Source organism: Brasilonema octagenarum UFV-OR1 (assembly GCF_963888615.1).
Lineage (GTDB): Bacteria > Cyanobacteriota > Cyanobacteriia > Cyanobacteriales > Nostocaceae > Brasilonema > Brasilonema sennae.
Genome location: NZ_CAWPKW010000220.1, coordinates 27,583 through 41,951, shown reverse-complemented (window position 1 = coordinate 41,951; position 14,369 = coordinate 27,583). Strand labels below are relative to the sequence as shown.

At 44.7% G+C, this 14,369-nt stretch carries 15 protein-coding genes; 6 read left to right on the top strand and 9 right to left on the bottom strand.

Annotated elements, in window-relative coordinates; genetic code table 11:
* Positions 1 to 36: 36 nt before the first annotated feature.
* From AC5590_RS17055 to AC5590_RS17045, 3 genes are all read left to right on the top strand, one after another.
* Positions 37 to 786: a foldase protein PrsA gene (locus AC5590_RS17055; RefSeq protein ID WP_169264722.1), complete on the top strand. Its 750-nt coding sequence runs from the start codon at positions 37 to 39 to the stop codon at positions 784 to 786.
* A complete protein-coding gene (locus AC5590_RS17050) occupies positions 735 to 3,524 on the top strand; it encodes a type I secretion system permease/ATPase (RefSeq protein ID WP_169264721.1) in 2,790 nt (929 codons plus the stop codon). Before AC5590_RS17055 ends, AC5590_RS17050 begins: the two co-directional genes overlap by 52 nt.
* 111 nt (positions 3,525 to 3,635) lie before the next feature.
* Positions 3,636 to 3,761: a hypothetical protein gene (locus AC5590_RS17045; RefSeq protein ID WP_282453050.1), complete on the top strand. Its 126-nt coding sequence runs from the start codon at positions 3,636 to 3,638 to the stop codon at positions 3,759 to 3,761.
* Here AC5590_RS17045 and AC5590_RS17040 read toward each other — a convergent pair.
* The 6 genes from AC5590_RS17040 to AC5590_RS17015 form a co-directional block, all read right to left on the bottom strand.
* The gene (locus tag AC5590_RS17040; protein WP_169264720.1) at positions 3,751 to 4,644 is read right to left on the bottom strand and encodes an NmrA family NAD(P)-binding protein; all 894 of its coding nucleotides are present in this window, start codon (positions 4,642 to 4,644) and stop codon (positions 3,751 to 3,753) included. The genes AC5590_RS17045 and AC5590_RS17040 overlap by 11 nt on opposite strands.
* Before the next feature lie 19 nt (positions 4,645 to 4,663).
* A complete protein-coding gene (locus tag AC5590_RS17035; protein WP_169264719.1) occupies positions 4,664 to 5,122 on the bottom strand; it encodes a nuclear transport factor 2 family protein in 459 nt (152 codons plus the stop codon).
* A gap of 213 nt (positions 5,123 to 5,335) precedes the next feature.
* A complete protein-coding gene (locus tag AC5590_RS17030) occupies positions 5,336 to 5,734 on the bottom strand; it encodes a RidA family protein (RefSeq protein ID WP_169264718.1) in 399 nt (132 codons plus the stop codon).
* Positions 5,735 to 5,899: 165 nt separating this feature from the next.
* A complete protein-coding gene (locus tag AC5590_RS17025) occupies positions 5,900 to 6,865 on the bottom strand; it encodes an MBL fold metallo-hydrolase (protein ID WP_169264717.1) in 966 nt (321 codons plus the stop codon).
* A 169-nt stretch (positions 6,866 to 7,034) separates the two neighbouring features.
* Complete coding sequence (locus tag AC5590_RS17020) at positions 7,035 to 7,940, bottom strand: helix-turn-helix domain-containing protein (RefSeq protein WP_211178401.1); 906 nt, start codon at positions 7,938 to 7,940, stop codon at positions 7,035 to 7,037.
* A 161-nt stretch (positions 7,941 to 8,101) separates the two neighbouring features.
* Positions 8,102 to 8,989 (bottom strand): alpha/beta fold hydrolase, encoded by an 888-nt coding sequence (locus tag AC5590_RS17015; RefSeq protein ID WP_169264716.1) that lies wholly within the window; start codon positions 8,987 to 8,989, stop codon positions 8,102 to 8,104.
* Positions 8,990 to 9,189: 200 nt separating this feature from the next.
* Between AC5590_RS17015 and AC5590_RS17010 the strand changes: the two genes are divergently transcribed.
* Positions 9,190 to 9,738: a TetR/AcrR family transcriptional regulator gene (locus tag AC5590_RS17010; RefSeq protein ID WP_169264715.1), complete on the top strand. Its 549-nt coding sequence runs from the start codon at positions 9,190 to 9,192 to the stop codon at positions 9,736 to 9,738.
* 68 nt (positions 9,739 to 9,806) lie between these two features.
* On the opposite strand, the gene AC5590_RS17005 is transcribed toward AC5590_RS17010, so the two are convergent.
* A complete protein-coding gene (locus AC5590_RS17005; protein ID WP_248277208.1) occupies positions 9,807 to 10,769 on the bottom strand; it encodes an alpha/beta fold hydrolase in 963 nt (320 codons plus the stop codon).
* A 36-nt stretch (positions 10,770 to 10,805) separates the two neighbouring features.
* On the opposite strand from AC5590_RS17005, the gene AC5590_RS17000 reads away from it, so the two are divergent.
* Positions 10,806 to 11,282 (top strand): VOC family protein, encoded by a 477-nt coding sequence (locus AC5590_RS17000; RefSeq protein ID WP_169264714.1) that lies wholly within the window; start codon positions 10,806 to 10,808, stop codon positions 11,280 to 11,282.
* Between the two features lie 36 nt (positions 11,283 to 11,318).
* On the opposite strand, the gene AC5590_RS16995 is transcribed toward AC5590_RS17000, so the two are convergent.
* On the bottom strand, positions 11,319 to 11,996 hold the full coding sequence (locus tag AC5590_RS16995) for an esterase/lipase family protein (RefSeq protein ID WP_169264713.1): 678 nt from the start codon (positions 11,994 to 11,996) through the stop codon (positions 11,319 to 11,321).
* A gap of 580 nt (positions 11,997 to 12,576) precedes the next feature.
* Here AC5590_RS16995 and AC5590_RS16990 point away from each other — a divergent pair.
* Positions 12,577 to 13,239 carry a hypothetical protein gene (locus AC5590_RS16990; RefSeq protein WP_169264712.1) on the top strand — a complete coding sequence of 221 codons (663 nt, stop codon included), beginning with the start codon at positions 12,577 to 12,579 and terminating at the stop codon, positions 13,237 to 13,239.
* Positions 13,240 to 13,373: 134 nt separating this feature from the next.
* Here AC5590_RS16990 and AC5590_RS16985 read toward each other — a convergent pair whose 3' ends face one another.
* Positions 13,374 to 14,276, bottom strand: a complete 903-nt coding sequence (locus AC5590_RS16985; RefSeq protein ID WP_248277207.1) for an RsmE family RNA methyltransferase — start codon at positions 14,274 to 14,276, stop codon at positions 13,374 to 13,376.
* Between the last annotated feature and the right edge of the window lie 93 nt (positions 14,277 to 14,369).

Sequence of the window (14,369 nt, the reverse complement as noted above, 5' to 3'; positions counted from 1 at the left end):
TTTGTCGTTTTTTCTATTCATTATTTATTTAACTTCATGGAATTTTTGACTGTAGATGAAAAACCGATTTCCTATGTACAAGCAGTAAAATATTTGCAATCATCCGGAAAATTGGGGCAATTTATTGGAGACATTCTTCGCCAGTACATAATCGAACAAGAACTACAAAAACGAGAAGATATACTCATTAGTTCTGCTTTGACAGAACAGACTATAATTGACTTCCGACTAAAAAATAAATTGACAGAACCTCAGAAATTTCAAGAATGGTTACAAAGTAATGGGACAAATTATGATACCTTTCACTCATCAGTTGCTTATGGTTTTAAGGTAGAAAAACTGAAAGCGAGCGTCACAGAATCCAAGCTACAAGAATACTACATTGAACGTAAAATTTATTTAGATAGGGTGGTAGTTTCGCGAATTGTTGTTGAGACTCAGGAGTTAGCGGAAGAACTACAAACCCAAATCGAAGAAGGAGCAAACTTTGAGCAACTTGCTAGAGAATATTCCCTCTCAGGTGAAAAAATTGTCAACGGTATGATGGGGCCTGTAAGTCGGGGAACGATGCCAGATAAACTCAGGGCATGTGTTGATATTGCCAGTCCCGGACAATTAATAGGACCAATAGAACTGGAAGGACGCTATGGATTGTTTCGTGTGGAACAATTTCTGAGCGCGTCGTTAGAAGATACTCAACTAAGGCAAGCACTACAAAATGAGTTATTTGAGAAATGGCTAGCAGAGAAAATTCAAAAACTAACGGTAAAATTGCAGGTGAATTAAAACTTTTAGATAACGAATCTTCAGAAAATAGCGTGCTAGCATCTCAATCTTGGAATCAACCACCACTGTGCTGGCTAACAGCTGAACAACAAAACCGACTGCAACAGGTGTCAGAAACTCTTCGCTACAAATTGGGAGAAAAAATCTGGCCACAAGAAGCAGCAGGTTTCCAATTCTTGATTATTTCTGGAAACATCCGCTTGCGGGACGGAAGCGTCGGTAAGACTTTGACAGTACTACAACCAGGAGATTGGTTCGGCGACTTAAACAACTTTTCTGTGGAGTGCAAGGCTGTTGCTGCTAGTAAAGAAGTCGTCGTACTACGCCAGACGACAGCAGTATGGGCAGAACTTTCAACGCCACAAATTGAAGGGTTTTGGTTAGGAAATCAACAAGACACCGCGACAACAGAACAAATCAATTCCAAATCACCTAAGATTGGAGTCTCCTCCAAAGACGCGCAAGGGACGGAGGAAACCTGCGTTTCAACTTCTCTCCAAATTCCAAATTCCAAATTAGAAGTCTCTGCCTCATCTGCCTCAGTTTCTCACTCCTCCACTCCTTCATCTCCTCCTTCTTCCCCTCCCCTCTCCCCGTCCTCGACTTCTGTATCAACATATCCATTCGTCTCTAGCTGGAACACAGGTGCGGCGTGTTTAACAATGGTGGCGCAACAGCTAGACAATCCCTTACAACTCGAATGGGTACAACGTCAACTGCGAGGACAACAACCAAAACATCTTGTGGAAGCAGCAGAAAAGTTAGGATTTGTGCTGCGACGGCTGCAAGTCAGTTGGAGTGAGTTACAACAGTTATCATTTCCAGCTTTGTTACGGTGGAAAACATCAGGAAAAACAGAGGAAGGTTGGATAGTCGCGTATGCCCTCAAGGGCGATCGCCTAACTATCGCAAATCCCCTAAATCCCAATAACACTTGTGAAACCATACCACGCTCAGTGGTTGAAGAAACTTGGGATGGGCAGTTATGGCAAGTAGAAGTCATCCAAAAGCAAGAAAAATTCAACCTCAATTGGTTCACTCCAGCAGTTTGGCAGTACCGAGGATTACTCGCAGAAGTACTGCTGGCGTCTTTTACATTGCAGCTTTTGGGGTTAACAACACCACTCATTACTCAAGTCGTTATTGATAAGGTGATGGTGCAAGAGAGTTTGCCAACTCTTGATGTTATGGCGATCGCACTCCTGCTAACCTCAATATTCGAGGCAGTTCTTGGAATCCTGCGACTGTTTATTTTTACCCATACCGCCCGTCGTCTAGATTTAAGTTTATCAGCACAGCTGTTTCGTCACCTCATGCGGTTACCCTTGGCTTATTTTGAGTCTCGGCGCGTAGGAGATACAGTCGCAAGAGTTCAAGAACTCGAACAAATCCGCCAGTTTCTCACAGGTACGGCGTTAACTGTGGTTTTGGATAGCATCTTTGCTGTGGTGTATTTGGGGTTAATGTTTTACTACAATATCCCCCTGACATTTGTGGCGTTAGCAGTCTTACCGTTGTTTGCCACTTTAACAGTGGTAGCAACGCCAATTCTTCGCAACTGGCTAAACGAAACCTTTAACCGCAGTGCTGATAGTCAATCATTTCTTGTCGAAACAATTACCGGAATTCACTCAGTTAAAGCACACGCAGCAGAACCAGCAGCGCGCGATCGCTGGGAAGGTTTATTTGCTCGCTTCGTCCGCACAGGTTTCAAAGCTTCTACCACCTCTAACATTAGTAGCAATATTGGTGACTTCCTGACCAATTTTTCCAACTTGCTTATTCTTTGGTTTGGAGCCAAGCTTGTTATTGATCATAAATTAACAGTCGGTCAACTCGTCGCATTTCAAATGCTTTCTGGTAGAGTCACAGCACCACTTTTACGCCTCGTACAGCTGTGGCAAACCTTCCAACAAGTGCTGCTTTCTGTTGACCGGATTGGTGATATTCTTAACGTAGCCCCAGAAGCGGAACCAGGCACTGGTTTAGTGTTACCATCCCTCAAAGGTCAAGTTAACTTTGAGCAAGTTTTCTTCCGTTACCGACAAAGTGCTGAACCCGTCTTGAGAGGAATCTCCTTTTCTGTAGAACCAGGACAGTTTGTTGGTGTTGTTGGACGCAGTGGTTCTGGGAAAAGTACTCTTTCTAAAGTGTTGCAACGCCTTTATCAAATTGAATCAGGACGCATCCTCATTGATGGTTTTGATATTAAAAGCGCTGATTTAGCTTCCCTGCGCCAACAAATTGGTGTAGTTCTGCAAGAAGACTTTTTATTCAACGGTTCTATCTTAGACAATATAACTCTCGGTAATCCTGACATCACCTCAGAACAAGTTGTAGAAGCTGCAAGATATGCCGTTGCTCATGACTTTATCAGTGAATTAGCCCACGGCTACGAAACAAATGTTGGAGAACGGGGTACAGCTTTATCTGGCGGACAACGCCAACGCATAGCCTTAGCAAGGTTATTTCTCTCGCAAGCACCAATTTTAATTTTAGACGAAGCAACCAGTGCTTTAGATAGTGAAACTGAACAGCAAGTCCTGGAAAACTTACAAAAAGTTTCCGCTAACCGCACCGTGTTTCTCATCGCCCACCGTTTCGCCCCCCTCAAGCGTGCTGATTTGATTTTGGTACTGGAGAAGGGAGTTCTCGCTGAACGCGGAAACCATTTGGATCTGTTGCGACAAAAAGGTTTGTACTGGTCACTTTATCAAAGACAGCAGGCAAATATCTGAGATGAATAAGCAGTTCTCATCCGGATGAAGTACAAGTTCATCTCTTGTTTATTTGCACGGCAGTTTGCACGCACGAAGGGAACCCTCTAGAGTTGCACGCCACTTGCTACAATGGAGGCTACGCCGAACGGACACGCACTCGCGTTCGGGAATAGGGCAGGCGAAGCCATCACAGCCCGTGTCGCCGGGGTATTAGGTAATGGCAATGCACATAGTCAACTTTCTGTCAATGCGTAAGTGCTAGATTGTTTGGAAATAGTTTGTTTTTTACAAACTGCTCAAACGTCGTTGGTGTAACAGCTTCAGGTGTTCGTACTGTCGCATAAACTCCGTCAGGATTGCCAAGGGCACGATACAGATTGCCCAACTCTCGTTGTACATCAGGTGTTGCGCCCGTCAATGCAAGGCGCTGCTGGATCGATTCAATAGTCACCTGGACATATTTGATTGGGCGATTGAGCACTTGTGAAAGGACAGCAGTTGTTTCAAACAGCGTTAAATTTTCGGATCCCATTAAATTCCGAGTCCAATGACCTGCCCAACCATCATTGAGTAGATATTTTGCTGCCTCATCGCCGATATCGTCAGTACTAATCCAAGGAATATCATGATCGCTGGCATAGGGGAAGTATACGGTATCGTCTCGCCGAATGAATTCAACTTGATCTAGAAAATTCTCCATGAAATAGCCGGGACGCAAATGCAGCACATTTGCTGTAGTTTGGTTGAAGATCGATTCGACGTTTCCACCAAATGAGACTGTACCCAAGTTTGATGCTGAACCCGCACCAATGCCAGAAATGTTGACGACTCGCTTGACATCGTTTTCACGCACTGCTTTAGCTCCAGCCATTGCCGTCTGGATGCACCAGTCGCGTAAGCTTGGTGCATCAAGTTTCGGTGGAGTCAGCCAAAACAAAGCATCTGCATTTTGGGTTGCCTCGATCAACCCTTGAGTATCATCGCTGCTGATTGGCTTCACCGTGGCACCTTGAGCCACTAAATCAGCCAACTTCTCTGGATGTCGTGCCAGAAGAATAGTTTCAGCACCAGCCTGGATGATTTTCTCTGCGGTGCGTCGTCCAATATTGCCTGATGCGGCTGCAATCACAATTTTCATATCTATCCTCTCCTCTGCATTACTGTGCATTAAAAGATTGACGCAAATTTTGTGTGCTACCGAACGCATCAAGAACGGGGACAGGGTTCCAGTATTCACGGTAGTGGATGATCTTGCCATCCTTGGTTTCCAGTCGCATCACATAATCTTGCTGATAGTGACGACCTGTAGCGACAATTATGGCTTTCCCATGCACCTCAGCAAATAGAACATTAGGGTTTGATGTTGGGTAGGCACGAATGTTCGTGAATACCAAATTTTGCATCTGTGCTAACGCGTCTTTCATGTAGTTGTAGATGGCAGGTTTGCCTTCTAATCGTTCTGGTGAACCGAGAGCAGAAGCATACGGAAATTCAACGACTGCATTTTCGGCAAACAGCTCTACCCAGGCTTGAATATCCTTTGTAATCAGTGCGAGACTGTCAGCAAAAACCTCAGCAGCCGTAGATTGTTCTTTTGTTTCACCTAAAAATTGCATTGCTAAAAACCTCTTAATGAAGGGTTGAAGAAAAGGCCAAGGAAGCTACAGTGGTTTCTTCCTGAGATGTCTAAAAATGTCCTACAGACCGGCGGTGTGATCAGTATCGATATGGGTAATGAGAACCAGATCGATCTCGTGGGGTGCATAGCTGCCTTTAACGACACTTGTAGCTTGCCACCTAAATAAACACGAATTTCGGAAATCAGTTGGTCACTTAAGTGCTGCTGTTGCCTCAATTTCAACCAATGTTTCTGGAGAGGCAAGTGAGGAAACACCGATGCCAGTAAGAGCGGGGCGCGATTCTGCTAGAAATTGCCCGATAATTGGTGCGATAGTCCCCATAAATTCTCCAAGTTCACCACGAACATAGATGCGAAGGCTAAGCAGATTCTCTACGGAGCTTCCCGATGCATCTAGGACGACCTTTAGGTTCGTTAGCACGTTCGAGAGTTGCCCCTCGACGGTATGGCATGAGACTTGATGGTTCACATCCCAGTCAACTTGACCAGAAATGTAAACGGTAGCCGATGCGGTATCGATAACAGCATGGGACATTCCGTGTGGTCTTCCATCATAGAGTTGTGGCGGATTAATAAGTTGCTTTCTCATTGTGTCTAAGTCCTTACTGCGGTTATAACAGCTAAAATTAGTTTAAAAAACATGGCGGATGTATTCCATAACCTTGTTATGAACTGTTGAAGGAATGGGCAAGGAAGCTACAGTGGTTTATTCCTCAGGTAGTCTAAAAATGTCCTATCTTTTGGCGACACAACCTTATTGTTCACGCCAGCGATAGTCCACAGGCACCCAGGCATAGCCTTTACCTTCCGCGCGAATATGCCCAACTCCTGGGAAGGGTAAATGTGCGCCTGCAACTAAGCGGCGTGATATCTGTGCGTCAGCGAACTGTTTCGCACGTTGCACCGCTGCGGCATTGGGATCGACGTCATAGACAATCGTGATCTCGGGCTTCGGAAATTGAACCGAGGCGACGTGAAGAATATCGCCCCAGAACTCGATGCTCTCGCCACCGCTTTGAACAAGGAAGAAGCTGTGTCCCGGCGTATGTCCCGGCGTGGGGCGTGCGGTAATCCCCGGCAGAATAACCGTCTTGCCGGAAAACGGCTTAAGCTTGCCTGCATCGAGATAGGGTTTGACCGTTTTGACTGCTTCATCAAAATATTTGCGGTCGAGCTGCGATCGCTCTGCATTGGCAGGATTAAGCCAAAAATCGACATCAGGCTTGCCAACGTAAACTGTAGCGGTGGGAAACATTAGTTGATCGCCTTTGACCAGACCACCGCTGTGATCACTATGGATATGGGTAAGGAGAACCGTATCGATCTCGTCGGGTGCATAGCCCGCCGCCTTTAACGACACTTGTAGCTTGCCACCTAGCTTTGGTCCGAATAATTCCCCTGAACCTGTATCCACCAACACCTGTTTATCCCCGGTATCGATAAGAAATGCATTGATCGAGGCTTCAACAGGGTTCGTAAGAAAGCTGCTATGGAGAAGGCGATCAATTTCTGCCGGGTTCGTATTGGTTAGGAGCTTAGGGAGATCCTGCGGTAGTGTACCGTCGCTGAGCGCCGTAATCGTGAAATCGCCTAACATGAAAGAGTAGACACCTGGTACTTGAGTTTTCGCAGTTTTGCCTATGGCAATCCCCGAAAAAAAATACGAGGTTGTAATAATCAGCACTGCGGTTATAATAGCCAAAATTGGTCTAAAAAACATGGCGGATGTATCCCAAAATCTTCTAATGAAGAGTTGAAGGAAAGAGCAAGGAAGCTACAGTGGTTTATTCCTGAAGTGTCTAACAATGCCCTATCTATCCCAAGTGTAGTGAGTTCCAATGCTCGACTTCTTTCAGATTCTTACAACGCTTTATCAGATTCTTATGGTTTTAGCGAACCTGTTTCGGTGTCATTCTAGTGAGGCGTTTAAAGTGTTGAGTCAGATGGCTTTGACTGGAAAACCCCACTTGTAATGCAATGTCGGCGATCGCCAAGTTCGTTGTCAACAGCATCAGCTTTGCCTGCTCCACCCGCTGTTTAATCACATACTGATGAGGAGAAATACCTGTGGTGCTTTTGAACAAACTGGCAAAGTAAGTGGGGCTGATATTAATGACTCCTGCAATTTCAACCAGTGACAAATCTCGGTCAAGGTGAGTGTGAATATAGTCGATCGCTCGCTGCAATTGAGCGTTCGTTAAGCTTCTGTTCTGGGACGTAATTGTCTGCGTGAAGGTGGAATAATGTCGCAGAAGATGAATGACTAGCACCTGAGTCAATGATTCGACATATAATTGACCCATCATCCCACCTGACTTTAACTCAGCCAAGAGCAGCATAGCGATATGCTGAAGGTGTAAATCCTGCTTACAGAAACAGTTCACGAGGTTGATCTGCTCCCGATCAAACTCAGATGTTTCAGCAACTTGCGTGATCAACTCCGGTTTCAAGTGGATGTGCAGCGTTGGCTGGTAGGTTTCACTTCCCTGGCAGCGCCAGTAGCTCGGTTGTCCGGCAGGAACAAAGATGGTGTCACCCTTTTGAACGATTGATTCATGCAGGCGATCATCACGCTTCTGGGTCAAATGGACGGGGTGTCCCAGGGGTAAGTTGAGCAAATGATCTGACAGGGCAGGAAGTTCAGTTTCACTTGGAGTCGGAGAATTCTGATACTGTTCAACCAAGATCCCTTTCCAGCCAATTTGCCGACTGGATAACATCAGGGATTTATTCAACCGTTGATTGAGTTTGATCGGACTGACAAAGTTGGTTGTCACAGGTTTTGTTTTCAGCATTTGACTTATCCATTTGACCCAACACCACTCCTAGATTAGCAAAATGGCGATCTGATAAGTGATGTTAAAACCCACACACAAGCTGTCTTTAGGGAAAGCCAAATCGGTTCTAAATAACTGGAATTTGCTGACATTAGTCTTATCACATTTAGGCTTATTTATCAACTATTTTTACTGAACCGGCGCTCTAAGGGTTGCAATTGTTTCGTCAGAAAGTTGGTGATCAACAAAGCAATGGTTTCACCGTCTTCCTCAAGAGCAAAATGCCCTGTATTAAGCAAATGGAATTCAATATTTTTCAAATCCCGTAGGTAAGGATAAGCACCATCGGCAGGAAAAATCTGGTCATTCTTGCCCCAAACAACTAATGTTGGAGGTTGATACTTGCGGAAGTACTCCTGCCATTGGGGATACAACGGTGGATTAGAACCGTAGCTATAGAACAGCGCTAACTGAATGTTACTATTACCAGGTCGGTCAAGTAACGGTTGGTCGATATTCCAGTTATCAGGACTAATCGATTTAGGATTGCGGACTCCGTGAGTATATTGCCACTTGGTTGCATCCAAGGTGAAAAATTGCCTCAAGTTGTCAGCATTTTCAGGTGTACGCTCTTTCCAATAAGCCTTAAGGGGTTCCCAGAACTCGCGAAGTCCTTCTTCATACGCATTCCCATTTTGAACAATCAGTGATTCAACTCGCTCTGGATGCTTAGCTGCAATTCTATATCCGATTGGGGCACCGTAATCCATTACATAAAGGCTATACTTCTTCAATCCAATTGCCTCAATAAATTTCTCCATCACCTCAGCCAAATGGTCAAAGGTGTATTCAAACTCATCTACCGTTGGCATTGAACTGTTACCAAAACCGGGATAATCAGGTGCAACCACATGAAACTTGTCGCCTAGTGCACCCATCAAATTACGAAACATATGCGATGAAGTTGGAAAGCCGTGAAGCAAAAGGATTGTTGGAGATAAGGGCGAACCTGCTTCACGATAGGAAATATGGAGACTATCAATCTCAATTGTGCGGTATGCGGACATAGCTCTCAAATTCTCCTGACTTCAAATCACTTGAATAGAACGTTCGGTACAATAAAAGGACATACAACAACAAGCATTGCTTGGAAATAAATGTTTTTCACAATACGCTTGATATCTTTATATTTTTGCACCGAACATTCAGTACAAGATAACTGTACCGAAAAATCGGTACAATGTCAACAGGTTAAACAGAAAATTCAATGGACAAAATTGAAGCGTCTCGGCGATTAGTCAACGTGTTTCGTCAGTATGGTTACGAAGGAGCAACCCTGTCTCGAATTTCCCAAGCAACTGGCTTAGGTAAAGCAAGCCTATACCATCACTTCCCCAATGGAAAACAGGAGATGGCAGAGGCGGTGCTGGAACATGTGAGTCAGTGGTTTGGAGTAGCAATCCTCGAACCGTTACACCGTTCGGGTGAACCAAGAAAGCGCATTCACACTATGAATGAAAGTCTCAAACAGTTTTACAACTGCGGCAGAGATGCGTGTCTGTTAGCGCTATTTAGTCTTGGCGATTCCAACGATTTGTTTCACGAGCAAGTCAATCAAATGCTTAATGCTTGGATTGATGGTTTAGCGCAGGTGTTAGAAGAGGTAGGTTTGTCTAAAACACAGGCACGTCAACGAGCAGAGGATGCGGTGATCCAAGTTCAAGGTGCGCTCGTTTTAACGCGGGGACTCAATAACAGTGCGCCATTTGAAAGGGTTTTGGAGCAACTTCCAGATCAGCTTTTGCACAACGAATAGAACTTGCATTTTGCACAAACCAAAATACATCAGATGAGCTTACCCTGCAAAACTCCCCCTTGCTTGTTCTATCTACCTCTGGCAGTTTGCAAAAACTCCACATATTTTGAAGCTGCCTCATCTGCATTTTCTATCAGCACTAGATGTCCTGCTTTGGGCAACTGGATCACTCTTGCACCAGCAATACATTCTTGCAGTCGATTAGCCCCACTAATGTCGTAAATCTTGTCCTCCTCGCCCCAAATAGTGAATGTGGGAAGTTGAGTTGGTACACCCTGACAGAGAATGTCATCATAGAGATTTACAATATCCCAAACCTGCTGGTAATGTTGGTTGCGAGTAATGTAATCGTTGACTTTCTCTGCTATGACAGAATCAGGAATCGTGGGAGGAGTGAAGAAAAGCAGGCTGATTTCCAAAGCAAACTGTTCTTTGGTAATTGGAATAAAAGGATTAATGCCTTGGAAGATTGCTTCTTTAAAACTGCTTGCCCAATCAACAATGCCCAATGGTGAACCGATAAAGGCGAGGGTACGCACCTGGTTTGGGTAACGTTGAGCATACAGGTGAGCGATCGCTCCGCCCATCGAGCTACCCGCTAGATCAAAAGACTTAATCCTCAATTTCTCCATCAACTCATGTAGGAGTGTTGTTTGGTTCTCCAGAGCATAGTCACTCAAAGTAAAACCGTTACTGTTGCCATAGCCTGGTAAATCTGGGGCGATCGCCCGATAGCCTACCTCAGACAGCCGACACATCATGGTGTTCCACTGCTCCTTGTCGGCAAATAAACCATGCAACAGTAGAATCGAGCGCCCGTTCCCCACTTGACTGTAGGACAATGTACCGTTGCCAACCTGTGTAGTAAGGCTTGCGATCGTGCAGCTTGAGGCAGGCGTTGCGCGATTCACAAACACATACCCTATCGATCCGCTTAGTACCAGAATGACAATTAATAGTTGAATGATCAACTTTCTCATGGGTTGATGCTCTAAAATAGCTGGTGTCAGGGAGTTTAGCACAACTTCCATCTGGTAAAACTTGAGGGAGTCTTACCCATACAAGCAATGAACCAAACATTATTTCATCTAGCCTTTCCCGTCACAGACATTGCCCAGACAAAAGCATATTATGTAGATGGTTTAGGCTGCACTCCAGGACGGGAAAACCGCAACGCCCTAATTCTCAATCTCTACGGTCATCAACTAGTAGCTCATGTCACAAAAGAACCACTCACACCCCAACGCGGGATATACCCAAGACACTTTGGGCTAATTTTTACTTTAGAACATGATTGGGAGGATTTACTCGCAAGGGCGCAACAGCGACAACTCCTTTTTAAAGAAGAAGCTAAACATCGCTTTGTTGGTTCTGCCCTAGAACATCGCACTTTCTTTTTAGAAGACCCTTTTTATAACTTAATGGAGTTGAAGTATTACCGTTATCCTGAAGCAATTTTTGGGAGTGCTGAGTATACGCAAATTGGCGATGCTCCAGCAGGGAGCCTTCTGGTGGGCGATTGCCTACGGCAGAGCTACGCTTAACGCCTTTAAACTGTAATCCATTTTTATTCCATCTTGTCAATAGACAGAAGACTTTTCAGTATTGGGTTGTGTCTTTTGAATGTTGTTAGCGCACTGGGAGGGAGTCCATGTTGAATTTTGAATTGTCAACGCCTCCGCCACCGCCGCCAGACTTCCGGAATCGCTCAGCATCCAGGAGTGATTTAAAACTGGTACTATCACTTCACGTCCCACAGGCATTTGCGAACTACTCGCAGGGACAATCATCAAATCATAAGGTGTCCAGATAGAGGTAAAATCGATCTGTCTTAACATCTCAACATCCTGATTTAAATCTTGCAACAGAACACTATCAGGACGCATTTGAATGCAACCAACACCTTGACGACAGTAGGCAATCCAAGTGCCATGATGAGGTGATGAGATGGTAACAAACCGCTGCACACGGTTGATTCCTCCCAGTCGTTGGACGTAATAGCGGCTAACGATACCTCCCATGCTAAAGCCGACTAAATCCAAGGGTTGTTCTGGTTCAAAAGTCGCATCAATATAATCAGCCACTTGCTGAGCTAAGGTGTCAAGACCAATGTTGCCATTATTTGGCACTAAATCTAGGTCATACACCGTCCAACCTCTCTGGTTCAAGTACGGAATCATATTATCGAAAACTCGACCTGTATCAAAAATACCGTGTACCAATAGGACTGGGTTTCGCTGTTTTTTGACGTTCTTCATTTACTAAATAATATTAAGTTCTATCTTTTTCTAATTTAGTCGAGTATAATCACCGTTTGCCAAAAAGCTATGACAGTCTCCGTATTGGTTTGAAGCGAACAGGGAACAAAACAATTCAAAGGAGGGCTACGCCCCGCTGCGCTAACAAAATTCAAAGTATGCCCTGCGGGCACGCTAGGCTATCAATTCAAAATTCTTAATGAGCGAATTTTGAATTGATAATTTTGAATGTTTGAGCAGCGAGTGGGAACGCTTAACGCTTAATGGGTGCTTTCAAGAGTCGATACGCATATCTGAAAGTATAAGTTAACTTTTTTTAAGTAGACTCTCGAAATATTGCTTCAAGTTACAGTAAAATTTAATAATAAAACCTAACTGTTTAAAGGTGGCAAGTGCCTGAAAGTAAAGAGTAAAAAGCACTAGCCCTGTTTAGTCATAGCCACTTTATGAAAGCTGTCACCGTAACTGGTTGTATACGCAAATGGGTGGGTCAAGAATATCTTGATAAAAATTAAACATATTCCGTGATTTTCTAAGGATTACGGTCACATTCCAGGTATAAGAGGCAGGAGAATTTCTAATGAACGGTTTCAAAAATTTAATCACTGGGGTTCCGAATTTCTTTACTGGGCTTTTGGGTAAAAAGAAGAACGGCTACTACCTAGAGCTCGATGAAGCCGCTGAAGCAACCAAAGAAGCAGCCAAGCAAGCAGTATCCAAAGCTCAAGAAGCCGTTGGCTCAGTAGTCTCGAAAGCTCAAGAAGCAGTTGAACCAGTCACATCCAAAGCTCAAGAAGCCGTTGGCTCAGTAGTAGCTAAGGCTCAAGAAGCGGTTGAACCAGTCACATCCAAAGCTCAAGAAGCCGTTGGCTCAGTCACATCTAAAGCTCAAGAAGCCGCACAACCAGCCGCATCCAAAGCTCAAGAAGCCGCAAAACCAGCCGCATCCAAGGCTAAGAAAACGGCTAAGTCTGCCCCAAAACAAGCAGACACAAACAATGGAACAAAAGATGCTGCTGCTGAGGGAAAACCTAATGTTCAGTTAACACAGGGTGCAGTTGGTGCTAAGCCTGAGCCTGTGAACTCACAAAAAGCCAAAGCAATAATTCAAAAGGAGCCAACTGAAACGACTTTTGCACCAAAATATCTCGCTGTACCTAATACTAGCAATGGTCGTCGTCGTCCCGGTGCGAACATGAGTTCTTTCTTAGACATGGCAAATCAAGTCAAAACCTCTAAGTAGCCTTTGGATTTTGTTTAGGGTGGGCGTTGCTCACCCTACTGTTAATTGATAAGATTTATAAAAAAGTAACTACTTATATATAAAAGTATTTAGTATTATATCTAAAGCTGTCCCCGCAATCATGTATACTGTTTTTAGCTTGCGCCATTGAATGCCACCGATTCTAACTGTGCTGCCACAACAGATAAGGCAACAATTGGGGCTGTGACTGCTCGCAAGATGCGACGCCCGAGGGAAACAGGTTGAAATCCAGCCTCAATAGCGTGCTTCAATTCTTTATCTGTCCATCCTCCCTCTGGTCCAGTAGCAATGATAATCTCAGATGTTGTAGAAACTTGATTGATTGCCTCTGTTAAATGAGGATAACTGCCACGAGCCTCACAAATGTAACGGTGAGACAGCGCGAATGACGGCTTTCCAACGCCAGATACCTGCGGAGGGAAAACGCCAGGTCCTACAACGGGGGGAACCCCCGCAACGGACTGGCTCCCCTCCCGCAGTACTGGCTTCTCCGTAGGCGACTGCGTTAGCGCAGCGGAACCGGAGGTTCTCCCCGAAGGGAAATTTGCTGTCTGTGTGGCAAGACTAGTTATAAAAGAAACGGGTTCTAATATTGTAGGCACAAAAGAACGCTCTGATTGCTCAGCAGCTTCTTGTGCAATGCGCAGCCAGCGTTGGAGTTTTTGAGGACTAGGATGAAGTAAAGTGCGATCGCTCACAACCGGAACAATAACCGCGACTCCCAACTCAGTACAACACCGCACCACATCATCAAATCCATTTCCTTTGGGCAAAGCTACCATCAACGTTATGGATACAGGTAACTCCGTTTCCACCGTTAGCGACTCTAAAATTTGTGCTTTTTCTCCTTCCAACTGCGCCAACCACCATTTACCCTTGCCATTTATTGCAATAAAGCGATCGCCACCGCGCAAGCGCAAAACACGTTCCAGATAATGTTGTTGCTCTTTTGTCAGCAATATTTGCTCTTGTTGAAATTGGGATGGTGCTATTGCGATTCGTTGCAGTTGTGACATGATATCAACAGTTATCAGTGAACAGTAAACAGTAAACAGTGAACAATTATCAAGGTTTCAGACGACAACAAGTACTGATAACTGATAACTGAT